Source organism: Virgisporangium aurantiacum (assembly GCF_016863635.1).
Lineage (GTDB): Bacteria > Actinomycetota > Actinomycetes > Mycobacteriales > Micromonosporaceae > Virgisporangium > Virgisporangium aurantiacum.
The window spans coordinates 1-25,249 of the sequence record NZ_BOPG01000124.1 but is presented as its reverse complement, the minus strand read 5'-3'; the positions used below and the strand labels follow the sequence as shown (position 1 = coordinate 25,249).

14 protein-coding genes and 2 pseudogenes are annotated in these 25,249 nt (G+C 66.2%); 10 read left to right on the top strand and 6 right to left on the bottom strand.

Going from position 1 to position 25,249, the window contains the following annotated elements; translation table 11 throughout:
• Window positions 1-11 precede the first annotated feature (11 nt).
• The 5 genes from Vau01_RS60720 to Vau01_RS60700 all read left to right on the top strand — a co-directional run bounded on the left by Vau01_RS60720 (window position 12) and on the right by Vau01_RS60700 (window position 8,302).
• A complete protein-coding gene (locus Vau01_RS60720) occupies window positions 12-1,139 on the top strand; it encodes a hypothetical protein (protein ID WP_308440547.1) in 1,128 nt (375 codons plus the stop codon).
• Complete coding sequence (locus Vau01_RS60715) at window positions 1,136-2,623, top strand: hypothetical protein (protein WP_204013812.1); 1,488 nt, start codon at window positions 1,136-1,138, stop codon at window positions 2,621-2,623. The genes Vau01_RS60720 and Vau01_RS60715 overlap by 4 nt, the downstream gene beginning before the upstream one ends.
• Window positions 2,614-3,930, top strand: coding sequence for an AAA domain-containing protein (locus Vau01_RS60710; protein WP_204013809.1), 1,317 nt, complete (start codon window positions 2,614-2,616; stop codon window positions 3,928-3,930). The genes Vau01_RS60715 and Vau01_RS60710 overlap by 10 nt, the downstream gene beginning before the upstream one ends.
• 116 nt (window positions 3,931-4,046) lie before the next feature.
• A complete protein-coding gene (locus tag Vau01_RS60705; RefSeq protein ID WP_204013807.1) occupies window positions 4,047-5,303 on the top strand; it encodes a metallophosphoesterase family protein in 1,257 nt (418 codons plus the stop codon).
• Window positions 5,300-8,302 carry an AAA family ATPase gene (locus Vau01_RS60700; protein ID WP_204013804.1) on the top strand — a complete coding sequence of 1,001 codons (3,003 nt, stop codon included), beginning with the start codon at window positions 5,300-5,302 and terminating at the stop codon, window positions 8,300-8,302. The genes Vau01_RS60705 and Vau01_RS60700 overlap by 4 nt, the downstream gene beginning before the upstream one ends.
• A gap of 539 nt (window positions 8,303-8,841) precedes the next feature.
• Here the strand turns inward: Vau01_RS60700 and Vau01_RS60695 are convergent.
• On the bottom strand, window positions 8,842-8,997 hold the full coding sequence (locus tag Vau01_RS60695) for a hypothetical protein (protein ID WP_204013801.1): 156 nt from the start codon (window positions 8,995-8,997) through the stop codon (window positions 8,842-8,844).
• 90 nt (window positions 8,998-9,087) lie between these two features.
• Window positions 9,088-11,487 (bottom strand): caspase family protein, encoded by a 2,400-nt coding sequence (locus tag Vau01_RS60690; RefSeq protein WP_204013798.1) that lies wholly within the window; start codon window positions 11,485-11,487, stop codon window positions 9,088-9,090.
• A 1,506-nt stretch (window positions 11,488-12,993) separates the two neighbouring features.
• Between Vau01_RS60690 and Vau01_RS60685 the strand changes: the two genes are divergently transcribed.
• The 4 genes from Vau01_RS60685 (at window position 12,994) to Vau01_RS60670 (ending at window position 17,206) form a co-directional block, all read left to right on the top strand.
• Entirely contained in the window at window positions 12,994-13,332 is a 339-nt protein-coding gene (locus tag Vau01_RS60685; RefSeq protein WP_204013795.1) for a hypothetical protein, read from the top strand.
• Window positions 13,333-13,769: 437 nt separating this feature from the next.
• A complete protein-coding gene (locus Vau01_RS60680) occupies window positions 13,770-14,108 on the top strand; it encodes a hypothetical protein (protein ID WP_204013792.1) in 339 nt (112 codons plus the stop codon).
• Between the two features lie 480 nt (window positions 14,109-14,588).
• Window positions 14,589-14,960 carry a hypothetical protein gene (locus tag Vau01_RS60675; RefSeq protein ID WP_239153067.1) on the top strand — a complete coding sequence of 124 codons (372 nt, stop codon included), beginning with the start codon at window positions 14,589-14,591 and terminating at the stop codon, window positions 14,958-14,960.
• A gap of 44 nt (window positions 14,961-15,004) precedes the next feature.
• The gene (locus Vau01_RS60670) at window positions 15,005-17,206 is read left to right on the top strand and encodes a tetratricopeptide repeat protein (protein ID WP_204013787.1); all 2,202 of its coding nucleotides are present in this window, start codon (window positions 15,005-15,007) and stop codon (window positions 17,204-17,206) included.
• A gap of 136 nt (window positions 17,207-17,342) precedes the next feature.
• Here Vau01_RS60670 and Vau01_RS64370 read toward each other — a convergent pair.
• The 3 genes and pseudogenes from Vau01_RS64370 to Vau01_RS60660 form a co-directional block, all read right to left on the bottom strand.
• Window positions 17,343-18,119: pseudogene (locus Vau01_RS64370) on the bottom strand (DnaJ C-terminal domain-containing protein); the annotation flags it as partial.
• A gap of 450 nt (window positions 18,120-18,569) precedes the next feature.
• A pseudogene (locus Vau01_RS64365) lies at window positions 18,570-19,223 on the bottom strand (caspase family protein); the annotation flags it as partial.
• Window positions 19,224-19,231: 8 nt separating this feature from the next.
• Window positions 19,232-19,594: an effector-associated constant component EACC1 gene (locus Vau01_RS60660; RefSeq protein WP_204013775.1), complete on the bottom strand. Its 363-nt coding sequence runs from the start codon at window positions 19,592-19,594 to the stop codon at window positions 19,232-19,234.
• A gap of 392 nt (window positions 19,595-19,986) precedes the next feature.
• Between Vau01_RS60660 and Vau01_RS60655 the strand changes: the two genes are divergently transcribed.
• Window positions 19,987-22,098, top strand: coding sequence for a tetratricopeptide repeat protein (locus Vau01_RS60655; RefSeq protein ID WP_204013772.1), 2,112 nt, complete (start codon window positions 19,987-19,989; stop codon window positions 22,096-22,098).
• Window positions 22,099-22,601: 503 nt separating this feature from the next.
• Here Vau01_RS60655 and Vau01_RS60650 read toward each other — a convergent pair.
• Window positions 22,602-25,249, bottom strand: a 2,648-nt coding sequence (locus Vau01_RS60650) for a WD40 repeat domain-containing protein (protein ID WP_204013769.1), incomplete at its 5' end; no start/stop codon positions are given.

Below are 25,249 nucleotides of genomic sequence, written 5' to 3'. Positions count from 1 at the left end.
AGGAAGGGCACGTGAACCAACTCAAAGCGCGGCTCGATGCGCTGCGGGGGTCAGAAGAACGCAAAAAGCTCAACGCCCGCGGCCTCGCCGCGCTCACGACCAATCCGAGCTGCCAGCTGAGAAGCGTTCTCGACACCGCCGGCATCGACAAGCAGATGCTCTGCTCGGCAATCGGGTTTGCTATGCCGGCGGACCAGTCGCAGTTCGCCATCACGCGTGGCACCGCGTTCGAGGCACAGGTCAAGGCCAACGGATGCGCCCAACTGCTCACGCTGTTACGCGATCTGCTTGGGCTGCCACTGGCCGAGGTCTCCTACGACGACCTGGAGACCGTCGGCGGGAACGCGAGCCCTTCGGCGCGGCACCGCCACACTGTCCGGCTGCTGACCCAGGCCGGCTCGCTGGCCGAGGATGCCGGCACCCTCTTTGACCACCCCATGCTGGAACTGGTGGTCGCGGGCCACCCGGTCCACCTGGAGCCGGACCTCATCGCCTTTCGGTTCCAGGGCCGGTTCTTCATCGTGGAGATCAAGTCATTCGCAGTCGTCGACGGGCAGGCGCCAGCGGCGTCGGTGGCGGCCGCCGAACTGCAGTCTGCTGTCTACGTGCACGCCATGCGCGAGCTGCTGCGCTCCCACGACCTTGACGAGCAACTCGTCTCGCCGGAAATCGTGCTGGTCTGCCCGCAGGACTTCAGTAACAAGCCAACCGCCGTCAAGGTCGACATCACCAACCATCTGAACGCGGTCCGACGGCAGCTGTCGCGGATGAAGGGCCTGGACTCGATCGTCGCCATGATGCCCGCCGGGGCCACCCTTGATCGGTGGCGCGACCAGGATCGACTCGATCCGCGTCCCGCGGAGGAACTCAAGCGCACGCTGCGAACCGTCGAGGCGCATTACATTCCGCAGTGCCTGAGCACCTGCGAGATGGCGAAGTTCTGCCGCCGCGAAGAACGTGGGTCGACGGCGGCGCTCGGACGGCAGGTACGCGAGGATCTGGGTGGGCTCGAATTGGTCAGCGAAGTGATCGGGCTGGCCACCGGAGCACGGATGCATGCGGACGACCAGGCCGAGCAAGCGCGGCTGCTGCGACTCGCGCACAGTTACCGCGCCGCGTTCCTCGGCGGCGCCGCATGACGCTGCTGACCTCCCTCGGGCGCGTCTTGGCCGTGGACCGAGGCCGGGCCCAACCGATCACCACAGTCCGGCACCTGCACGTCAGCCCGACACCGCTGGTGTTCGTGCCGTTGAAGATGGCCGGCGAAGCCAGTGCACCCATGGCCGCCATGATCGGCACGGATCGGAAGAACCCGCGGCTACTCGTCGTGGCTCAGCCGCGCAACCGCGACCAACGGTTCGCCTTCGCCCATGACCTGGCCCGGCTCCTGTTCGCCGAACTTCTGCCGATGACGCTGCACCGGCCTCCGGTACCCGGACAGCCGGCGGACGGCCCCCGCCGCTGCGCAGACGCGCCACAGATCTGGGTGCCCAACCGTGCGGGCGTGGAGTTCGTGCGCATGCTCGGCCGGTCCACCCGCTTCCGTAAGACCACGGGCCAATGGGCGGTCCCGCAGAACGTACCGCGGATGGGAAAGTGGCTGACGTTCTACGCCGAGCGGGTGCAGTACCCAGGCTCAAGCCTGCTGGTGCCGGCCACGGCGGCGCTGTCCGCGCACTGGGCCACAGGGCAGAGCAGTACGGAGGACGAGCATCTCGGCACGGTCCTGGCGTGGCTGGACCCGGGCGGAGACCTGACCGGCGTCGAGGCGGCCCAGATCGTGGAGGACCCGGTGGATCACCCTCCGGCCGGGCCGGCGACGGATCCCACCTTCGACAACACAGTGCTGGCCCCGCTGGTCCGGCGCTACCACGACAACGTCGACAACCGTGTGGAACGCGCCCGCACGGAAACCCGGATCGAATCCGCGCTGCATAAGCAGCTGATCGGGACGTGGCAGGGCATGTGGCAGGCGATCGACCTGCTCACCGCGATGGAGCCCGGGCGCCACGTCGCCGAGCGGTGGGGCGACGACCTGAGTTCCTTCACCCGCACCGCAGACTGGATCGAAAACAGCCCGGCGGCGCAACCGAAGCGCGACTCGGCGGTCACCGCCGCCATGCGGCTGTACGAACTGGAACGCGCACACGCCCGCTACCAGGCGCAGCGGGCCTTCGACGACCCCCTCGTCATGGCCGAGGCCCGAATCGTCGGTGAAGCGTTCGTCGGACCTGTTACAGCCGCCGATCCTTACCGCCGTATCGGGCAGCGCACCCGTCCCCTGATCACCGTTGAGACGACCGACCCGGTACGCCTGCCGGTGGGTGAACGCCGTCTCCGTAGCCCAGCTCGCTTGGGGCAGAAGGCGGAACTGGTGTCGATCACTGAGGTTGGCGACCGTCTCCAGTTGGTACTGGAGCTTTCGGAGGGCATGGGCAGCGGGTGCGAACCGAAGCCGGGCAGTGTGCCCGAACTTGGCGAAGAGGTGTGCTACAGCCTGCTCACCACCAAGTCTCGGCCGATGCCACAGTTTCCGCGACGAGACGAGACGCCATGGACCCACGGCGGCCCGCCGGCTGAGTACGTGCCTACCGACGAGGACGCCCAGGAGGAATGGCAGTGACCATGCCGACGGTTTCCGACGTCGTCGCCGACACGATCGACCGGCTGGTGAACGGGCCGCACCGTGGGGTCGTGCTCGACTCGCCTCCCGGGGCCGGCAAGTCCCGGGCGGTCGTGCGCACGACCGTGCACCTGGCCACCGCGGGGGCGCCCGTGCGGGTCGTGGCGCAGACCAACTCGCAGGTCGACGACCTGGTCCACCGCGTCGCTGAAGCCGCTCCTGGTCTCCCGGTGGGTCGATACACGTCCAAGGACTACGCGCCGCCGGACTGGCTGCTGCGGCCGGGAGTTGTCATTCGCCAGCGCCTTCGGGATCTCGCCGACGTTCCCGTCGTGGTCGCCACCGCCGCGAAGTGGTTGGATCCGGTCGTCGAACAGCGAGGCCCATGGGCCATCATCGACGAGGCCTATCAGATGCGCTCGGACACCTTGCTACGCCTGGCACGGATCTTTGAGCGCGCCTTGTTCGTCGGCGACCCTGGCCAGCTTGACCCGTTCACCGTCGTCGACGTCGAGCGATGGACCGGACTGCCGTGGAACCCGATGCAGAGCGCCGTCGCGGCCATGCTCACCAACAACCCCGAGATCAGACCCCTGCAGCTGCCGCACTCCTGGCGGCTGCCCCCGTCAGCGTCGGTTCCGGTGTCCGCGGCGTTCTACCCGCACGTGCCGTTCCATTCGGCTCCCGGGCAAGGGCCCCGGCGGATGTGGCTGCCCACCAACGGACTCGGAGGCGTCCACGACCGCGCCATCGAGCGGGCCACCGAAACCGGTTGGGCATATGTCGAGCTGCCCGCCCGGCACACCCTGCGCACGGACGCCGAGGCGATCCAGCACGTCGTCGCCCTCGCCGTACGCACCCTGGAACGAGGCACCATGATCGAGTCCCAGGACGAGCCAGAGGGTACGCGCGTGCGATCTAACCGGGTGGCCATCGGCGCGGTGCACCGTGACCAGGTGGCCACGATCAAGGATGAACTGGTCCGCGTCGGTCACTCGGACATCCGCGTTGACACCGCCAACCGGTTACAGGGTGCCGAGTTCGACGTCGTGGTGATCCTGCACCCGCTGTCCGGCCGCCGCGACGCCACTGCGTTCCACCTGGAATCCGGACGGCTGTGTGTGCTCACCTCGCGACACCGCCATGCCTGCATCGTGGTCGGACGGGCCGGCATCGCCGAACTTCTCGACGCGCATCCGTCAGTCGACCCGATCCCGCTCAACACCAAACCAAAGTTCCCGGACGGCTGGGAAGCCAACCACTCCATGCTCGAACACCTTATGCGGCACCGCATCCGAGCCACCTAAGCGAACACGAACCTCCGTACACGCGATCGCCACCTGAATACCGGCTGATCGCGCGGTACTCCCTGCCCACACCGGCGATGCCGAGCCACCGCCGTTACCACCGCGAAGAGGCTCCGATGAAAGTCCTCCACACCTCCGACTGGCACCTGGGAAAACCGACCTGGGGCCACAGCCGCGCCCAAGATCACGAAGCGGTCCTTGACGAGATCATCACCATCGCGGCCACTGCACAGCCCGACCTGATCCTCAACACCGGCGACCTCTTCGACCAGCATCGGCCGCCGGTACAAGCGATGAGGCTCGCCACCGACGTCCTTCGCGCCCTGTCGGCAATCGCCCCCGTCGTCGTCATTTCGGGCAACCACGACTCCGCGCCGCTGCTGCACTGGCTCCACGGGCTACTGCGTCACGGCGAGCGCGTCCACATCGTCGCCGACCCGGACGCCGTGAGTGTGGGCTCAGTGCTCCGGTTCCCGGTCGGCGATGGCCGCTTGCACCTCGCGGCCCTGCCGTTCATCACCGCGAACCGCGTCGTCGCCGTCCTCGACGATCCCAGCGCCAGACGCAAGGCTTACGCCGAGCACATCGCGACGGTGCAGCTCGAGCTCCTGCGCCGCCTGCACGAGGACTTCGACGCGGCCACCGAAGTCAGCGTGTTCGCCGCACACCAGTACCTCACCGGCAGTGTTCCGTCGCGCACGGAGAACCCGAACCACACCTGCGAGTTCTACGCCACCAACCCGGAGCAGATTCCGCAGGTGGACTACGCCGCCTTCGGGCACATCCACAAGCCGCAGGACCTACCTGGTCGTGTCTGCGGCGCGTACGCCGGCTCGCCGATTCAACTCGACTTCGGCGAGGTCGGGGAGGCCAAGAGTGTCGTCCTCGCCCACCTCCAGCCCGGCAGCCCGGCCCGCATCGAACGGCTCCCCCTGCACGCCGGGCGGCGCCTCGAGGTCCCCACTGGCACGCTCGACGAGCTCCGGGCACGTGCCGACTCGATCAGTACCGAGATCTGCCGCATCGTGGTCCACACTCCGAGCCACGAGCCGGACCTGTCGCGGCAGATCCGGGCGCTCTTCCCCGACGCCACGATCGTGCAGATCGACGAGAACGCGGCGGACCGCAAGCTCGACCTCATCACGCCAGACGCCCCCGCAGGGGGCGAGCCCGACAATGTCGCCATGTTCGGCGCCTACCTCGCCGAGCACGGTACCCGTGTGGCGAGTGCCGATCGCGTGGTTGGGCTGTTCAGCACCTTGCTGCACCACGCTGACGACGAACTCCCGCCGGTTCTCCCCGCTGAGGAACTTCTCGGCGAGGACCTCAGCGCCTTCACCGTGCCGGCCGAGGAAGACGAGGCTGCCGCATGAGACCTTTGGAATTGACCTTCGCGGGCCTGCGTTCCTACGTCGAGCCCCAGACGATCGACTTCACCGGCAAGACCTTCATCGCGATCCTCGGTGATACCGGATCCGGCAAATCCACCGTTCTCGACGCCATGTGCTACGGCCTGTACAACCGGTGCAGCTGGTACGGCGGCAGCGTCTCTGACCTCATCGCTCACAGCGGCGATGGCACCCTCAGGGTGGCCTTCACGTTCCGGGCCGACAACACGACGTGGCGGGTCGAACGCTCCACCGGCGCGCACGGCGCCGCGGTGCACAGGCTGACCGACCTCGACGCCGACGCCGTGGTGGCCACCGGAGCGGGTGCCGTCACCGCTCAAGTACGGCGCATCATCGGCCTGGACTACGACACGTTCCTGCGGTCGGTCATCCTGCCACAGGGGCGCTTCCAGGAACTGCTACGCATGCGCGACCGGGACCGCACCGGCATCCTGAAATCACTACTCGGACTTGACCAACTCGGGACAGTTCGTGAACACGCCCTCACGCTGCATTCTCGCCTCGTGAGGCGCCTGGGCGAGTACCGCGAACGACGGGCCACCTTCCTGCCCGATCCCGCGGCGACGATCCGGGAGGCCACCGAGCTTCAGCGCGCCGCCCACGAGCGCCTTGGCCTCCTGCAGGCTGCCCAACACGCCGTGGCGAAGGCGGCGGAAGCCGCATCCACAGCGCGCGTCCGCCGAGCCTGCCTCGACGAGGCCCGCACCCGACTGACCGACGCGACACCCGCGAACGTGACGGCGAAGTACCAGGTCCTCGTAGCCGCTGCCAGCGACATCGCCATCCGGCGCGAACAGGTCGACAGGGAGCGGCACACCCTCGACCAGGAGGCGCGGCGGCTCCAGGCCGAACTTGACCACGCCGATGCCGAGGACACGGGTGTGGAGAAGACCGCGTCCGCCGTCAGCACACTGAATCACCTGGCCGAGCAGGTACCTCAGCTCGACGCTCAGGCCGAGCGGCTCGAGAAGGAACAGAGCGAGGTCCGCATCCGCAAGGCGATGCTGGACGGAAGCAGGAAGGAGGTCACCAACCGCAAGGAGGCAGCCGCGAACGCCAAGCAGGCCCTCGACGGAGCGGCCGGACGTGTCTCCAAGGCTGAAGAGGAGCTGCGTGTCGCGACGAGTGCGCTGGCCGCCTTCCGACAGGCCACCGACGCCGCCCACCAGGCGGAGGAGAACCTCACCGCCTGTCGAGACGACGTTGCCGAGCTCAAGGTGCTCGTGGAACGCGCGTCGGCAGAGACCCGCGAAGCCGAACACGCGGTAGAGGCAGCCGAGGCGGAGGACGCCCGGGCGCGCCGGTTGCACGCGGCCGCCGTCGCAGCAGACGGATGCCGCACCGGCGACCCATGTCCGGTGTGCCAGCGCGAACTGCCGGAGGACTTCGCCGCTCCCAGCAACGACGCAACCAGGGCCGCTTCGACCGCACTGAAAGCCGCGCAAAAAGCCGCGAGACGAGCGGCCACCAAGGAGGCCAGCGCAACCGAACGAGCCCAAATTGCCGAGAACCAGACGCTGGCCGCCGCGATCAATGAGGTGGAGACCACCACCATCACCCTCGACCAGGCCCTGCTCGACGTCCGGGCCGTGCTCGGCGACGTCGACCTGAACGCACCGGTTGAGCAGCTCCTGCACCACAATTCCACGGCGGTCCAGAGCGCTGCGATCGAACACACAGCGGCCAAGATCGCCCACGGCGAGGCGCACGACGAGTACACCCGCGCCGACTCCCAGCTGCCGGTATTGGAGAACGAGCAGGCACGGCGGCAGGCCGTCTATGAAGAGGCGCGGGCTGATCTTGAAGCCACCGTCGTGCGGCTCAACCGGGCGGCACGCGCCGTACCGCGGGCCTTCCGCCCGATCCACGGACTCCAGCTCACGGACATCACTCATCAGCGTCACCGCGCGCAGCAGCGTCAGGGCGAGCTCAAGCAGATCTGCGACGGGCTGAGCGACGCGCGAAGCCGCCTCGCCGAATTGCAGATCGCGTCGGGAGCGCTCGACACGGAGATCAACGCCCACATCACCCGTCCGGCCACCGACCTCCGCCGCCAGCTCGATACCCTCGCCGACCGCGTAGCGGACGCCGGCATCCTCCTGGACACTGCCAGACACGCCCTGCGCCTCACCGACATCTCCCTCGTCGACGAAGCCGCTTGGGCCGCTTCTCTGGTGGAGCGCACCGCCGAACTGATCGCCACCGCCCGTGAGCAGGCAGAAGCCGCGCTGGCGGCGGTTGACGAGGCCGAGCAGGCGGCTAAGCAGGCCAGGCTCGGTTGCCAGGCCGATGACGACGAACACCTGGAGCGGCTCGTCCGCGCGGCGAGCACCTCCGAGCACAACGCCAGCCATGACCTGAAGCGAGCGACGGCACACCAACCCCTGGCCGCCGAGCTGGACCACCGGATCCAGGCGGCCGAACCCACGGTCACGGCCTTGGGCGACCTGGCCGCCTTGCTCACCGACGGAAAGTTCATCGCCAACGCCGTGCGACAACGACAACTTGCGCTACTCGGCGCCGCCAGCAAGACCCTGCTGGCCATCTCCGGCGGCAAGTTCGGCTTCGCGGAAAACTTCCGCATCATCGACACCGGGATCGGCCGGGCACGCGACGTAAAGACCCTTTCCGGCGGGGAAACCTTCCAGGCGAGCCTCGCGCTCGCCCTGGCCGTGGTCGAGCTCGCGAGCCGCGCCTCCGGCCGGGTCGACTCCCTGTTCCTGGACGAGGGATTCGGCTCGCTCGACTCCAGCGTCCTGCAAGACGCCCTCAACGCTCTCGCCGCGCACAGCACGGCCGGCCGACTCGTCACGATCATCAGCCACATGCGCTCAATCGCGGAGATCACCGACCACGTCCTCGTGGTCGAACGAACCTTCCGCGGCAGTCAGGCCCATTGGGCAGATCCGGAGGAGCGCGAGCAAATCGTCAACGACGACCTCAATCGCGGGCTGCTGTCGTGACCGCACTCCCTCAACGAACGAGAATCCCCTACCCGCCGCGACCGACCGGGCACATCATGGCCCTTGCCAACACGTCACCAAACGCCAGACTGGATCTTCCGCTCTTTGGTGGCCAACCACGGCCGGCTGACACGCAGCGAGTGCTACGGCGGCCCGGTTTACCCGTCGAAAACTCGTGCAGAAGTCGACAAGTAGTAACGACTGCTGATCGGCCAATCGTGATGTTTATGCAGCTCTGTGACGGATTCTGGCAACCAACGGCTAGGTGGAGACGGCGACGTTCGATCATGAAGTGGTCGGTTCAGGTCTGGCCTCGCGACACAACCGTCGACTGGCGGTCAATCGAGGTCCGTAGACTGGCGGACCAGACTGACCCGCTCAGATCTCGATCAACGCCACCCGACTGAGCGTCCGCTGATCCCTTGCTCACAGGCTGACCTGCTGTTCGACCGTCAGCTGACGCGCTCGACCAGGCCGTCGGACGAGTGGGATGTTCTATGTGCCCTCGGCAGGGCATGTCACAGATCTGCAAACTGCAGTCATGGTGAACGGCGATTGGCGGCGTTGAACGGTGTGCGTCGCTGCTCGCCGTCGGGGGCGGGCGCCGCTTTCGTGTCGGAATGCTCCGCCGTGAGGATCTTCTTCACTCTTCGACGACCTTGCGCAGCCAAAAGCCCGGCGTTCGCGTCCGTCACGACTGCCTACTTGTTGTCGCCGATGAGTCGCTCGAGCTCATCAAAGCCACAGACCTCCTCTTGGGAATGTCTTCCGGACATGCTACCTCCTCAACCCGTCGGCCGTGGTAGCCATTCAGCTGGCGCCGATGCGGCTTTTGCTGTTGCGCGACGCGCGCTGAACTCGCGGTAAATCCGGGCCTCGCTAAGGCCGTGGGTTCCAATCGCCCATCCGACCGCCTCGACAGACAGCCCATCAAAGACTTGCTGAACGAGAACACGCTGGTGTTCCGTCAAGCGGCTGCGAACCTCGCGAAGCCAGACGGTGCAGTGGGCAACAGCCGCGTTTCTGTCGACTGGCGGGTTCTGGGCCAGGCGGTACAAACTCGTGATCAGGTGAGCCCGGTATCGACTGCGTAGGAAGTTCAACAACGCGAATAGGCGCGCCCACCGCACAGGATCAGCAATGTGAACCCAGTTGCTTAGAACTACAGCAACGGCCTCATCGGAGTGGTCTAGAGCATCCAGGGGTGACGCGCCAAGCGCGACCAGCATTCTCGGGAGCCTGATCGTCATGCCATAAGTAAATCTGTGCTGCGGTTCGGCAAAGCCGAGCGCTCCTAAAGCCGGCATGTCGGAACCTATAGGCCGCCATACCGGAGGGCCGACATCAAGGACGCTCTGCTCGATAGGGCGCGCTACGGCCCTTGTGCCTGCCGCGGGAGCGAGTTCGACGGGGAGGGTGGGCGGATGGAGGATCGTAAGCAACTCGTCGTGTTGGTGAGCGTCGAACGGCGCTGAGCGACTGACGCGGGTCGCCAAGCAGACGTAAACGAACGGATTCAACCAGCTGCCTACGATGCCGTCCTCTACACCTTCTGCATTCCCAATTCGCAGTGCAGCGTCCGCCTGGGACCAAACAGATGAAGTGCTTAGGATGCGGGACGGCTCGACCAGTGTGGCGTTCACGTCCATGCCGTCTAGGAAGGCGAGGAAGGAGTCTGACGTGCGTGACATTAGGCGCTGGTATGCCGAGCCTGTCCAGTCTTTTTGTCCTCTAATTCGTGATTTGCGAGTTCGGACAAGCTTTGCCAAGAGAAGAGGTGGCGTCGGCTCGGCGTTGACATGATGCATCAAGATCAAGGTGGTGGACCGGCCGGGCGAGTGATGCGTTACCTCATCGGGAGCGCACATCGGACACGCCAGGGGTTCCCTCGCCAACGATGCATGCCCGCTGGCACTGACCGCGATGTTCAGCAGGGTAGTTTTGCCGATTCCGGCCGATCCGATGATGAGGATCAGCGATCGGTTGAAGGTGGCTACGTCTAGATCACCGGCGATGGTTAGCAGCCTCGCCCCACGTCCCCAAGTCTGGAGAGACGGACCGCGGCTGACACTCGCTTCACTGCTCGTCGGCGACCAGCGCCATCTTGCCGGGACGTGGACGTTGGCAGTTGTCGGAGTGCGCGACGGCCTGGCAAGCCTCGCGGTTGGCCATGCCACCAACGCACCGTTGGCGACGGCTCGACGGTTGACTGCCTGCCGTTCGTCTACCGGAAGTGCCTCGACCACACGGTCGAAGAGTGACCCAACGGTGGAGGCCGTCGATGCGTTGATGGCTCCTTGTGCGTGACTCACGAAGGTCTGAAGGAATCCGTCTGCCCGAGATCCGACCTCGGTCCGGTGCCCGACTACATAGGTCGGCCGGAGCGACACCTCTGGAAGCGCCCGTTGTGGGGCACCCTTCAGGCCGCCCGATGGTCGGGTCGCGACAATCTGCAGAGACGTGCCGGCGGTCATGGATCCGGAGAAGCAGCAGTCGAGGACTAGCACCCGGTTTCGAGCGTTACTCTGCGCCAGTAGGTAGCGCACGTCGCGAAGGTTGAGAACGTTGTCAAGCATCCCTTCAGCGTTCAACGACATGTTGCCTGCACCGAGGTAGGTATCCGAGGTCCGTCCGTCTGTGAATCCATGCCCAGCGAAGTAGACGAATAGGGTGCCCTCTGTCGTCACTGCCTTCTCTGTCAACGCCTGCCATAGTGTGGTTAGCGACGGATTCCGAATGAGTTCGGCGCCCCCTTGGAAGGCCGTAGCCATGAGGTCCCGGAGTTCACTAAGCGAGCTCAGGTTCCGGCGTGGAATGTGGATCGCCCCAGGATCGCTGTAGTCATCGATCCCGATGATGAGCGCACGAGAGCCCTTGGGGTCTGCGGCAATTGCGGATTGTTCCGGCCCCGAGGTCCCGATCGCCAAGATCTCGTCTTGGTCGGTGCTGGACTCGGGTTTGCCGGGTGCTCCGGAGGGACCTTTCGGCTTCGTCGGTCCGGGGGCGGGGCCGCCGGGGAGCGGGCCGAGGCCGTAGGGCGGCTCCGGTCCTTCGTCATCATCCGACGGAGGAAAGGGGTCCGGAAACCATTCGCCCTGCGCGCGTTGCCAAAGCCAGTCGAAGTAGTCACACGCCCTGTCGGGCTCAGGGCGGTGGTAGCACTTCTTCGCAAGGTATTCGACCACGGGCAGTAGATGGTCAGGTTTGGGTAACGTCGAATCGTTAAAGAGCCGATGAACGGTCCCACAGCCGATCTTGCACGCAGTCGCGATATCGCGGATCGATGGTGAACTCGCCCGCACATGCAAGCGACGCAGCTGCGTTCGAAGCAACCGCGTCCACGGCATGTCGCCCGGTGGAGTCTCCAACCCGCTCTCGTACGTTCGGTCGACACCGCATTGCGTCGAGGTGGGCAGATCCTACCCGCCGCCTAGTTGCTGCTACCCGTTCGGGGTCGTACTCACCCGTAAGGAAGATGATCGTGCTCCAGGGTGTTCCAGAACGTTCCAGAATTGCTCGTCATGAGGAAGCCCTCGGCTAGTCACGCCTTGTGCCGTACCAAGATTCTCGCCCCCGGTTCGAACTGCGCTTGGCGATCAAGGTGAGCCGCATCGTGATGTCCAGCAGATTGCATCAGCGGCGAGGGAGTCGAACGTGGATCTTGGAGAGATGATCATCGAGGGACTTGTGACGCACCTGCCGGCGGAGCTCGCCGGAGCGGGAATAGTCGCCGCAGTCGCGGCGATCGTGGCACGTTGGCGTCGGCGAGGTGATGCGTCGAGGGCGGCAAGAGTACCGGAGGATAACGCTAATGGGGTGGCGCAGCCGCGAAGCGATCGCGAGACAGATTTCGAGTAAGGATCAGCGCTGCGGCTCGCGGTTGTAATTGGGTGATACCGTATGGCCATACATTGGTATAGCAATGCAATGTAGAAGGAAACTGCGTTTGGCGTTTAGGCATCGGTCCTATGCTTCGCAATCTAGGAAGAACAGTGCGGCGCTGGCGAACCTGATCCAATTCCGACCGGGTTGGCCATAGGTGCCGTCATGTGCTACCTCGGCCAGCCCGGTACGCGGCCAACAAGGTTGGCACCAAACGGCCATTTACGGCAGGTGTAGAGCTCAGTAGATCCCCGCCCTCGCTGGTGCTCCAGCGAGGGCGGGATTTGCATATCCGGGCCCTGGGAAGTTTGAGTCGGCCGACATGTGCGTAAGAGTTCGGCCGACATGGCGTTTGTGTGCCTGGATCGGCGGGCTGTACCGCTCCTGCGGTCTCCACATGAGGTCGGCGTGGTGAAACTCATCAAGATCGTCGGCGAGTCCGCGACCGGCGTCGTCGCGGGACTGGGCGGCCATCGACCGCATCAAGAGTCCGCGGGCGAGTAGCCCGCTGGTCTCAGTCGTAAACCCTGAGCATGCGGTCGTCAGTCCGTTGCAGAGCGGCGCCTGATAAGGGAAATGGCCCGTCCCGCCTGAGCCTGGCCAAGGCCGCATCGAGGGCGTCGTCACGGTCGCGTGATCTTCGGTGTGGATCCTTGCGTAACACAATCAGAACTGGAATTCCTGCTCGTCGATGTCGGCCAACTCCCACGAGGCGGTGACGGCGGGGGTCTGGTCGGCCAGTACCTGAACTCGGAGACCGCGTCATCGCGACCAGCGGCTCGTAGACCCGTGCTTGATACATTCTGTCGATGGACGGCCAGGACAATATCGCGCTGGCGGTGGCCATCATCGACGTCGCGGCCATCGTCATCGCCGCGTTCGCCGGGTTCCTGTTCGACCTGGCGCAGCCGGGCATGCGCTGGACCCGCTGGAGGATGTCGGCACGGTCGCTGGGTCTGCTCTGTGCGTGTGCTCTCGGGCTCGTAGCCATGATCGTCGTTCCGCTGTCGCTGCTCGCGCTGGGCTTCCCGACCACGCTGGTCTCACCCACTGGCCTGCTCTGGCTGATGGCGCTCGGCGGGGGCATCGGCTTCAGGATCTCGTGGAGCATCGACAAGAAGGGGACGTCAGGGTCGCAGCGCGCGTAGGGACGCCGCGCTCGTCGGACAGCACGGCGGCCATCGCCTCGCCGCACGTCGGCACGAGGGGTGAGGGCCACCCGCTTGAGCGTCTCGTACCCCAGCGGTCGCGCATGACAACGGTGCTCGGCGCCGGCGTGATCGAGCCGTTCCTGGGAAGGCACGCTCCGACGGCGGCGGTCCCTGAGCGTGGATGAGGCCACTGCCGCCCCGCACTGCTGTGGGTCAGCGCTCAGGCTGGTCGAGCCGCAGGCTGGTGGGACAGGTCGGTCGACCAGGTCAAGCTTGGATCCCCGAGGCGGCACAGCCTTGCACGGCAGAGGCAAGCGGTGCCGAAAGTGGCGTTTCCACGGTGCCCACACCCGTCGAGATAGTCAGGCGTCGCCGGTCGGCCGGTTGAGGGCTGCGGCGGCCGGCGCCGGCGGGCACGCTGTAGTCGCCCACGCATGTCGGTGATCTGGAACCGGTCCCTTGGCGCGTGGCGATCGAGTCGATCCAGGACGGGCGGTGTGGTGGCGGACAGGAAAGTCGGTCCGCTCTATTCATCTCCCACGCATGTCGCCGGCACGTCATTCGCCGCGCCGCGGCTCGCGTTCCGGCAGGCCCTCTATCTGGTCAGCGGTGGGAAGGTCGACTGCGGAAGGAGCCCGGATCCGGTGGTCCCTCCACTCGGATACGTCGAGAAGGAGGCCGCCGGCGTGCTGATGTGGCGCAACCGGCCGATGGACGAAACATCGGCGGAGTACTGCTCCGACTTCAATAGCCTCACCGCAGAGCTGCGGTGAGGCTACCTGGATCGACCGCCGCCGCGGCAGCGGTCGATCCGGCGACGCTGCAGACCCTCGGTAAGCTTGCCGGAGCGTTCTTTACGGCTTCGCGGTTCCCACCGCGCGGCCCACGAAGACGATCTTGGATGAGGTGAGCCGAAAAGCCAACCTACAACGCAGGTAGGCGCTGGAGTTCCAGGCTGTGCCCCGCATCGCCGCTGCTCATCGTAAGTGCGAGGCGATCAAGCCGTTTAGGTTTGTCTCTACGGCAGGGCATGTCACAGATCTACAAATGCCAGGCATGGTCATACGTGTGAGGTTGAGGTCCGATCGACCCGACGTCTGGTCGCCGAACCCATAGTTTTCCCTTTCGCCAGTCGGCCGATGACGCCTATCCGACCTGCCGACTACCGATGTCGTCGCGGAGGTTGACAATCATGTGTATCGGCTGGTGAATCGAGGCTCAGGATGGCTGGGGTAGAGCTAATCGTTGCTGCGTTGGCCGCTGGCGCCAGCGCCGGGGTGACCAATACCGCGACCGCTGCGGTTCACGACGCGTACACGGGCTTGAAGAGGCTGTTGGACGGTCGGTTCGGCGATCGCGACGCCGGGCAGGCACTCGCGGCAGACGAAACAGCGCCCGGTGTTTGGCAGGCTCGCATCGGTGACCACCTCGCCGCGTCGGGCGCCGCCGATGACGAGCAGATACTGGCTGCAGCCCGTCATCTGCTGGTCCTGGCCGCCCCGGAAACTGCGAAAGAGTTCAACATCAAAGTGGGCACCAACTACGGCGCGGTCGGTCACTTCGCCGGGCCGGTCAGCTTCCATCAAGCGCCTTCGGTCCCCCCAGCTTCGCCGGCAGCGGAGTAGGGTCACCCGCTCCCGGCGAGAACGGCGACCCAGCGCGCTTCGCCGTGGGCAACGCCTACGGGCCGACGGGTGTCTTCAACGCCCCGGTCACAATGCTTGGACGCAGGCCGATCTCCTGGCCATACCGGGTGGGTGTGATCCCGCCGCTAGCCGAATGCCGTCAGGATCGGGATGCAGACGACGCACTCACCGAGGCCGTGGCGGGCTGGCGGACCACAGTCGTGTGTCAGATATTGACCGGTCTGGGTGGGGTCGGAAAGACTCAGGTTGCCGCGAGCCTCGCCCACCGATTGTGGCGGCAGGAGCAAATCGACCTGTTGATCTGGGCGACGGCAACGTCGCGGGCCAGCATCGTCTCGGTCTACGCTCAGGCAGCTGCCGACATCACCGGCGTGGACGATGATGACCCGGAACAGGCTTGCAGGCGGTTGCTGGTCTGGCTGGATGACACCGACCGGTCGTGGTTGGTCGTCCTGGACGACCTCGCCGAGCCCGATGACCTGACCGGCCTGTGGCCGCCAGAGACCATCCCAAACGGGCGAACGGTGGTCACGACCCGCCGGCGGGATGCTGCTCTGACCGGCGGCCGGCACATCATCGACGTTGGGCTGTTCACGCCGGCCCAGTCCACGGCCTATCTGCAGGCCAAGTTCGTCGGCATGCCGCAGCTAAACGATGACCCTGATGGATTGGCTACAGCTCTCGGGCACCTTCCGCTTGCCCTGGCACAAGCAGTGGCCTACATGGCAGATCGGAATCTGACCTGCACGGCGTACCGGCGCCGGTTCAGCGCCAAACAGCTTACGGATTTGAGACCGTTGTCTCTCCCGGATCAGCACCGAGCCATAGTCGCCGCCACCTGGCGTCTGTCAGTTGATCTCGCCGAGCGGCTCGCACCGGCCGGTGACGGCCGCCCACTCCTCGAGATCATTGCTCTCCTCGACCCGAACGGCGTCCCCATCGGCCTGTTCGGCAATCCAGCGATCATCAGCTATTGCACTATCCGTACCAGGCAGCGGGTCGACGTCGACGACACCCTCGACACCCTGTACGTGTTGCACCGCCTCAGCCTGGCGTCCGTCGATCACGCTACGAGCACAGTGCGCATGCACGCCCTCGTACAACGCGTCGTCCGAGAGGCCATCGAGCCGACCGACATGACGGCCCTGATCCGAGCCACCGCTGACGCACTGCTCGACATCTGGCCCGACGTCGAACAGGACGCGATTGCCGTGAATACGCTGCGCGCAAACACGACTATTCTGCGTGGCGGCACCGGCGATGCCCTGCTGAGCCCGGAGATCCATCCGGTGCTGCTGCGCTCGGCACGAAGCATGGGCGAAGCTGGCCTTATCCAGCCCGCCATCAAAGCTCTCAAGAAACTGCTTGAGGACACCCTGAGGATCTTCGGCCGCAATCACCCTGACACCCTGGCCATCGGCATAGACCTCCTCCGATGGCGGGCCGTGGCCGGTGATCCAGGCGGCGCGGCAATGGCTTTTGCCCATCTGCTCGATAATTGCCTGCGGATACTCGGCCCCGACCATCCCGACACCCTCATGACACGCCACCGTCTCGCCCTGTGCTGGGGCGAGGCCGGTGATCCCCGCGGCGCTGCCATTGCCTTTGAGCATCTGCTCGCCGATTGCCTGCGGGTCTTCGGTCCCGACCATCCCGACACACTCGCCACCCGCGCAAACGTCGCCAACTGGTGGGGCGTAGCCGGCGACGCGGACGGTGCCGCCACCGAGCTCGAACAGCTGCTCGACGACTATCTCCGGATGCTCGGTCCCGATCACCCAGATATCCTCGCCGTCCGCAGCCAACTGGCGCGATGGCGCGGCGCGGCCGGCAACCCTGACGGTGCTGCCACCGCCCTCAAGGAGATACTCGATGACAGGCTGCAGGCACTCGGCCCCACGCATCCCCAGATCCTGGCCACCCGCAACAACCTGGCCTACTGGCAGGGCAAGGCTGGCGACCCAGGTGGCGCCGCCATCGCACTCAAACTGCTGCTCGACGACTGTCTCCGAGTGCTCGGCCCTGACCACCCGCACACCTTGATGACTCGCGGCAACCTCGCCGCATGGCAGGGAGAGGCCGGCGACCCAAGCGGCGCCGCCGCCGCCTACGAGCAGCTACTCGAAGACCGGCTACGAGTCCTGGGACCGGATCACCCCGACATCCTGGTCACTCGCGGCAACCTAGCCCACATGCGCCGCCAGGCCAGTGAGCTCACTCGATGACAGTGCGTGACCGTATCGATCAGGGGCTAAACGGAACCTGCCAGAGCTGATCCGAGTAACCAGGAGCCGACGTCGCGGTCGAACTCGCACTCATCGAATACGCAAGGTTGCCAGTCCAGCTCGGCGTCAGCGACATCTAATCGTTGAAGGCGTCCCGAATTCGTTTGAAAAGTCCATGTTGCTTGCGGTCATCCCGTTTGCGGCCGTGTTGCAGGCGCGCCTGCTTCGGGTCGCGCAGGTCGAGGTGGACAAACAGGTCACCGCGGCCCTCGCCGCCCAGGTTAGGCATGCCCCGGCCGGCGAGCCGCAAGGTGGTGCCGGGTTGGGTCCCAGGTGGCACAGTAACCTCCTCCTGACCGTCAGCCTCTTCTTCACCGCCCGCCGCCTGTTGACCATCGAGTGTCTTGATGATTAGCCGGGTGCCGGCCAAGGCGACGGGCGCCGGCAGCGCCACATGACAGTGCAGATCGTCGCCAGTTCGGGTGAACACGTCGTGTCGGCGCTCGATGATCTCGACGTAGATGTCCCCTGGCGTTCCGCCACCGGGACCGACCTCGCCTTGCTCGGCGAGCCGGATCCGGGTGCCGCTGTCCGTGCCGGCCGGCACCGCGACGCGCAGCGTGCGCTGGGCCTCAATCCGCCCGTCGCCTCGGCACGCGGGGCAGGGAGTTGGTATGACGGAGCCGGTGCCGGCGCATAGGCGGCACGGCTTTCCTGGTGGCTTGTCGCCCCGACCCTGACAACCTTCGCAGGCAGTGACCTGTGTATCCGGCGCGCAGCCGCTGCCGGAGCATGCCTCGCACATCGAGAAGGTGTCCACGGTGATTGGTGCCTCAACGCCGAAGGCCGTCTCGGCGAGGTCGAGTTCGAGCCGGACGAATGCGTCCTTCCCGGGACGCACACGTGGCAAGGGGAATGGCCACTGGCTCCGCTTCAGCGCCTCCCGAACCTGGTCCAGTTCGCGCTCGAGCTCGGCAAGGTCGGCCGCCCGTTGACGGATCTTCGCCTCGGCGGTGGCCGTGTCGGCGCGGATGCGGCTAGCTTCGGCGTCCGCCTCGGCACGGAGATGGGCGGCTTCCGTGTTCGCGTCGGTTAGGACTCGGGCCGCCTCGGCCTCGGCCTCGGATCGGATCCGTCGGGCCGCGGCGATCTGCTGCTCCGCCTCGTCGGTGGCGCGTTTACCCGCGACTTCGAGGAGCCTGCGCAGCTCGTCCCGCTCGGCCCGCACGGCGTCCAGGTCGGTGCGTACCTGCCGCAGCTCGCGCAGCTGGTGACTTGGATGAGCCACGTTCCAGCCGAGCGCGACCATGCCGCCATGGTCGAGTTGGCCCCGCGCTGGTAGGGGCCGGCCCTTAGAGCGCAGCCTATGGTCCAGGTGGCGGTAGATCGTTTCCAGGTCGAGCAACTCCGGACCTTGCGTGACACCCTGCCGGAGCAGATCGAGCAGCTCGCCGGTAAACGCGGTGTGCGTCTCGCCAGCGGGTGCCAGCGCCCGGCGAGTGCGCGCGGTAGCGGTCAGTACGCAGGTGCCGTGGATGTCGAGCAGGTTTCCCAGGTCGCCCACGCCGTCGCCGCTCATCCACCGGTGCAAGGCGCGGCCGCTGTAGCAGCAGTCCAGGACCACGACTTTCTGCCGCGCGCCGGTGGCCTCGATTAGCTCGCGCCGTAACCAGCTGTACGGGATTGCCGTGCGGTGCGGACGTACTGGGTTGGAGTGCGGCAGGGCCAGGTACAACTCGTCCTCATCGTGGTCATCGACGAGGCCGTGGCCGGCGTAGTAGACCAGCAGGGTGTCGGTGACGACGGGTGCCTCGCGCTGCAACGTGTCAAGCACGGCGTCCACGCTGTCCGGCTGGTGCAACGTGTGGCACTGATCGGCGGGCAGCCCCCACTGGGTCGGATCGGTCAGGTGCGCACACAGCGTGGTCAAGTTGTTCTCGACGGCGGGCAGGTCGTCAAGGGTGCGGTATGCCGAAACACCGATGAGAACCGCCCGGGAGCCAGCGGCGTCAGGCATTGCGGCGCTCATGGCGGCGGGGCCGCGTCACCGCCGGCCGTGTCACCACCGAGCGCCTCGACGATGCGGCGCACGTTGTCCGAGGAGTCGTCTCGCAGGAGTACTACCGTGTCACCAAGTTCGATGCGCACCGCGGGTGGGCGGGGACGCGAACCGCGCCAGGCTGCCAGCGCGACGAGCAGGCTGCTCAGCGCTATACCGTTGCTCAGCAGGACATCGACGAACTCCACGGCGCTGCCCATTTCCGTGGGCCGGTGCTGCCGGGCGAGGGTGATCGTCGCCTCCCGGGCGACTTCGTCGTCGCGCAGCCACCGGTAGAGCGACGGGAACAGGTCGGCGTCGGTGTCGTCGAGACGCAGCCGGATATTCATCGAAGGCATATGGTACCGGAACCGCAACGATCAGTGACCTGGCTGTCCGGTGGAACCCCCGTGAATCAGACAGGTTGCGGTCCGATAGTCCGACCTATCTGGCGGAATGAGTCAGCGCGTCCGATGTCTGCCACGTACAACAGGAAGGGAAACATCCGTCAGCTCCAGGTCGCTCTCAACTCGCTCCGTGCAGAGGTCTCACACGCGGAGTGCTCCGCCGGATGTCGCCGCAACGGAACGGTCATCGTCGACGAACCAGACCCCGGAGACCGCTACTCGTAGCCAGCGCCCCAGGCGACGATCGCCGGTAGAGCACTGTCCAGCGCACCTGCCGCCCTCGCGGCGGACGAACGCTTTGCAACCCACGCCGGGTCCGAGCGAACCCTAACCCGGTGGCCAGCGCCAGTGAAGGCGGTAACGCTACTTCACAAGTGGCGCCTATCAGAACGCGAATATTGGCCACCTTCGGTTTGGTGGTGGTTACCGTCGATGATGGTCGGGTGGTTCGGGTGTTTCGGCGGCGGTGCCGCTCCCGCAAGCTGGTCGTTCTGGCCGTCTTCGCGGTGGCGTGTGGCCTGGTCGCGCTCTGGACATGGTGGCAGCCGGCCGGGCAGCGCCTGCCCCGGTTCGGGTGGCAGGGTTTCGAGCAAGCCGGGTGGGTCGCCGGGCTTGTTGGTGTGGCGTTGGCATTGGTGTCGTTCGTCTTCGACCGTATCGAGGCCCGCCGCGAGCAGGCGTCACGGCGGGCGGCGGCCGGCGGGGTGTTGCAGATCGGGCGAGTGCCGCTGCCGGCGTCGTGGTTTCAGCACCGGGCCACCGCCGAGGCGTTGACGCGGGCGGCCCAGGCGGGGCGCACCGCGGTTCTGACGCAGGTGCTGTCCGGGATGGGTGGGGTCGGTAAAACTCAGTTGGCGGCAGAGTTCGCCCGCCGGCTCAGCGACGAGTTGGACCTTTTGGTGTGGGTCACCGCGTCCGACCGGGGCGCGATCGTAGCCGCCTACGCCGAGACCGCTCGCACGGTCGGGGTCGCTGAGCCGGAGGTGGAGCCGGAACCGGCCGCCGCCCGGCTACTGGGCTGGCTGGAACGCACCGACCAGCGGTGGCTGGTTGTACTGGACAACCTCGACCGCCCAGCCGACGCCACCGGCTGGTGGCCACCGACCAACAGCAACGGCTGTACGGTGGTCACGACTCGCCGCCGTGACGCTGCTCTGCAAGCCCAGGGACGCACACTCATCGAGGTTGGCCTGTTCACCCCGGATGAAGCGGTCGCCTACCTGACTCACGCCATCGAAACCTTGACCCCACCCGAACACCTTCAAGAATTGGCGGCTGCCCTCGGATACCTGCCGCTGGCGTTGGCGCAGGCGGCCGCCTACATTCGCGAGCGGCGCATTGACTGCACCACCTACCAGCAGCAGCTTGCCAACCAACGGCGCCTGACCGACCTGCTTCCCGCCGAAGACGGCCTCCCCGACGAACACCAACACACCGTCGCCTCCACCTGGGCCCTGTCCATCACCGCCGCCGACAACACTCCACCCCGCGCACTAGCCTCCGCTGTTCTTGTAATTGCCGCGCTGCTCGACCCCAACACCATCCCCGCCGATCTGTTCATCACCACGCCGATCCGGGACCATCTCACCGCTCACCTCGGCGGCGTCGCAGTTGGTGAACAGGCTGTCGCTGATGGCCTGCACACGTTGCATCGGCTCAACCTGCTCACCCACGATCGCGACCGCAGCAGTGTGCGGGTCCATGCCCTCGTCCAACACGTCACCCGCGACCAGCTCACCCCTGAGGCGCTCGCTTCAGCCGCTCATGCAGCCGCAAACGCGCTCCTGGCGATCTGGCCCGACGTCGAACGCGACACCACCTACGCCCAGATCCTTCGAGCCAACACCACCGCCCTGTACCACCACACCGCGGATGCACTCCTCACTCCTGAAGGAAACCGGATCTTGTTCCGCGCCGCACGAAGCCTCGGCGAAGCGGGCCTTTTCCAGCCCGCCATCACCGCCCTTCAACAACTACTCGCCGATCAGCTACGAGTGCTCGGCCTCGACCACCCCGACACCCTGACCACCCGCAACAACCTCGCCCGCTGGCGGGGCAAGGCGGGCAACCCGGCCGGCGCCGCCGCCGCGTTCGAGCAGCTGCTCGCCGACCGCTTACGGGTGCTCGGCCCAGACCACCCCGACACCCTGACCACCCGCGGCAACCTCGCCCACTGGCGGGGCAAGACCGGCGATCCAGCCGGCGCCGTCACCGCTTTCGAACAACTGCTCGCCGATCAACTTCGGGTGCTCGGCCCAGACCACCCCGACACCCTGACCACCCGCGGCAACCTCGCCCACTGGCGGGGCAAGACCGGCGATCCAGCCGGCGCCGTCACCGCTTTCGAACAGCTACTCGCCGACCGCCTACGGGTGCTCGGCCCCGACCACCCCGACACGCTGACCACCCGCAGCAGCCTCGCTTACTGGCAGCGCCGACCGAGATAGCCACTGCAACATAGGTAGCGCTGAGCTCACGCCGAACGACGCCGACGACGACGAGCGAATCCTCGGCCCGGATCCCCCTACACCCTGACCACCCGCCACTGTCTCGCCGGTTGGCGCGGGGACGCTGGTTACCCGGCCGCCGCCGCAATCGCCCTCAGGCAGCTACCAAGAACTACGAGCGAGTCCTCGGCTCAGATCACGCCCACCCTGACCCACCACGACCTCGCCCACTGGCAAACAAACCCAGCGTCAGCACCCAGTAGCTGATCGACACCAATCGAGTCGGTTGCTGCCGCGCCAGCCGCGAACAACGATCTTGCGTGAGGCGCGCTGAACGACCAACCTGCAACGGATGTGGACGCTGAAATTGCAGGCCGTGCCCCATGTCGCCGCTGCTCATCGTACGTGCGAGGCGATCAAGCCGTTCAGGTTTGTCTCTGCGGCAGGGCATGTCACAGATCTGCAAGACAGTATTGCGCGCGTGGCGCCGAACCTGCACGGGGTCATGCCCGGTCGGGGCCGGGATCGCCACCTGGCAGGTTCAGGTCCAATCGGATTAGCGCCCGGTCACTGGCGACGTACAGCGAGTTCGGTGGTACCACTGCGATTGCGCGGGGCCGTTCGAGCAGGTCGACGGTATGGACGTCCGTCGTCGCCGGAACACCGACTCGGATCCGCCCGTCTGAGAGAGCGGCGACTATGACGTCTTCGTCGTCGAGCCGTGCAACGGCCAGCTTTGTGATCCAGATGGACTCGTCCGACGGCGAATCGAATGCCACAGTGATGTCGCCGTCGGCGCCTAGCAAACACACGGCCGAGCCGCGTCCGAACGCGATCACGTCACGCCCCCCGATGGTGCCCGCTGCCAGCGTGTTTGCGAGGTCATGATCTTGCTGGATGAGGACCCTCAAGCGTTGACCGGCGGTGTTCCACGAACACATTTGCCCTCTCCCGCTTACCGTAACGATCGTGTCGTGGCTGATCGCCATTGCAGTGAGGCCGAAGTGGGCGCTCCCTTCAAACGAGACGGACGCGGACTGACCGTCGGCGTACCAGATGAACAAGTCCCGATGGGCGGCTGACACTACGACGTCGCGGCATATCGCCACGGTGTCGACAAACTCGCGGTGACGGGTTGGGACAGGAAGGCGTACGAGCCGGCCGCCTGTGTCCTGGACAGTGAGCTGGCCGTCATAGCTGGCTGCGACGATGACGTCCTGGCCTGCGACTTGTCCGCTCGTCAACGCCACGGCCGCGGGAAGGGCCTGTCTGAGGTCGGACTTGAACGGCCGGCCGTCGGCCGACCAGCGGTGGGCCATGCCGCGATCAGACGCTAGCAGCACCGCTTCCTCGCCTTGGCCGACGACGGCCAGCGTAGTTACCGGCTGGTCGTGGCCTTCCATCGGCTCGCCGGCCATGTCGCCGAAGTTGTCCCAGATTCGTACCGTTCCTTCGCCCCCGCCCGAGACAATGACCTCGCGCCCGTTGAGTCGTCCGACGGCCACGGCCCATGCTCCTTTGGTGTGTCCCTTGAGTGACGCACCCCACTGTCGGCCGGGCCGGTCCCACAATCGGACGGCGTCGTGGTCGCCGGTCACGAGGACCTCTCGGCCATCAACCGATCCGAGGGCCAGCGCGATGCGGCCATGCCTGTTTCCGGTGCCTGTACCGACCAAACGACCGCTCCTGTCCCAGAAACGGATCTGCTCGTCGAAGTTGCATCCCGTGACGATCACGTCGGTGTGGTCCAGCCGTCCCATCGTGAGGACGTTGACGCGCTCATGCCCGGTCGTTATTGGTTGCAGGAACGGCTGTCCGTCGGCGGCCCAGACCTGCACGTTTCCGCCGCTGTCACCGGACGCGATGAAGTCTTGGCCGCCGAACCGTCCGAGCGCGACCGTCTGAACCCAGCGCTTGTGGCCGTGCAGCGGTTCACCGACTGGCTGACCGTCGGCATCCCAGATTCGGACGGTCCGGTCCTCGCTTGCCGAGACGAGCACGTCCCGACCGCCGAGTCGGCCGATGGCGAGTGCGGTGATCGAATCAGTGTGACCGTGCAGCGGATCACCGAGCGGATTGCCCTCCTCGTCCCATAGACGCACTGTCGCGTTGGATCCCGCGGTGGCAATGACGTCCCGTCCGCCGAGTCGCCCGACCGCCATCGCCGCAAGGCCGGGTCCCTCGCCCGTGTTCAGCGACGCGAGCGGCTGGCCGCTGTCGTCCCAGATCCGCATCTGACCGTTGCGTCCCACCGCCACGACCGCGTCACGATGACCAAGCCGGCCGACGGCCACCGCCCAGGCGATGTCGAACGTGCCGTCGAGCTGTTGATGCGGGCTGCCGAGGCTGTGAGCCCATCGGGGGCGGAAGCGACCCGGGAACACATCGGCGAAGCGCTGGCGGAGTTCCCGGAAACCGAGGTGCTCGGCGGTCAGTGCAAGCGTTGCCATGCGCCGGTCGGGCGGTAGGCGCCGTATCCGGACGGCGGCGCGCCGGAGTACAGCAATTGGTGGCACAAGTGCGGCCGGTGGACGAATAGGTAGAAGTGCCATGAGCCTGTCGATGTCGGCAATAGCGAGGTACTGCGGTTCTAGCAGCAGTTCGCCGAGCCGGTCGGCCCCGACGGCGTGCTCCGCCGCGTGTGTCCGGACGTAATGGCTGGCCCTGGACCAGCCCTCCGCTGTCAGCACAGTGAATACGGCTCGTTCATCGAGGGTCCGGCGGTCGCCCCGCCACGCGAGGAGATCCTCGACGAGAGCCTGGTGAAAGAGCCGCGTTACTGGTCCGTCGTGGTCGTTGACGCTGGTCTGTAGCAAGTAATCCGCAGCGGTGGAGTCGCGCAACCGATCCAGATCGGAGGACATCACCAGGTAGCCCAGCGATTCGGCGAACCTCAGCCAGGTCCGGTCGTCAACGCCTATTCCACGGGCGTAGGCCAACGCGGCGAGCAGGCCGCGGACCTTTGTGCGTTCGTGATCGGGTAGGGAGTCGAGACACTTGTCGACAGCTTCGTTGACGCTGGCCGGAATGGTTGAGATCTTCGGGTCGAAGACCCTGTCAGAGGTGGCAAGTCCGTGGGCAGCAAGTGCAGCTACGAGAAAGCTGGTGCCTGCGCGTCGCGCGATCTGCTCGGCGACGGCCATCGCCACCT

Bases quoted from the DNA above. Each gene is read 5' to 3' on its own strand.
- Vau01_RS60700 (WP_204013804.1), top strand. From the start codon at position 5,300: ATGAGACCTTTGGAATTGACCTTCGCGGGCCTGCGTTCCTACGTCGAG.
- Vau01_RS60705 (WP_204013807.1), top strand. From the start codon at position 4,047: ATGAAAGTCCTCCACACCTCCGACTGGCACCTGGGAAAACCGACCTGG.
- Vau01_RS60715 (WP_204013812.1), top strand. From the start codon at position 1,136: ATGACGCTGCTGACCTCCCTCGGGCGCGTCTTGGCCGTGGACCGAGGC.
- Vau01_RS60660 (WP_204013775.1), bottom strand. From the start codon at position 19,594: ATGAATATCCGGCTGCGTCTCGACGACACCGACGCCGACCTGTTCCCG.
- Vau01_RS60680 (WP_204013792.1), top strand. From the start codon at position 13,770: ATGTCGGTGATCTGGAACCGGTCCCTTGGCGCGTGGCGATCGAGTCGA.
- Vau01_RS60710 (WP_204013809.1), top strand. From the start codon at position 2,614: ATGGCAGTGACCATGCCGACGGTTTCCGACGTCGTCGCCGACACGATC.
- Vau01_RS60685 (WP_204013795.1), top strand. From the start codon at position 12,994: ATGGACGGCCAGGACAATATCGCGCTGGCGGTGGCCATCATCGACGTC.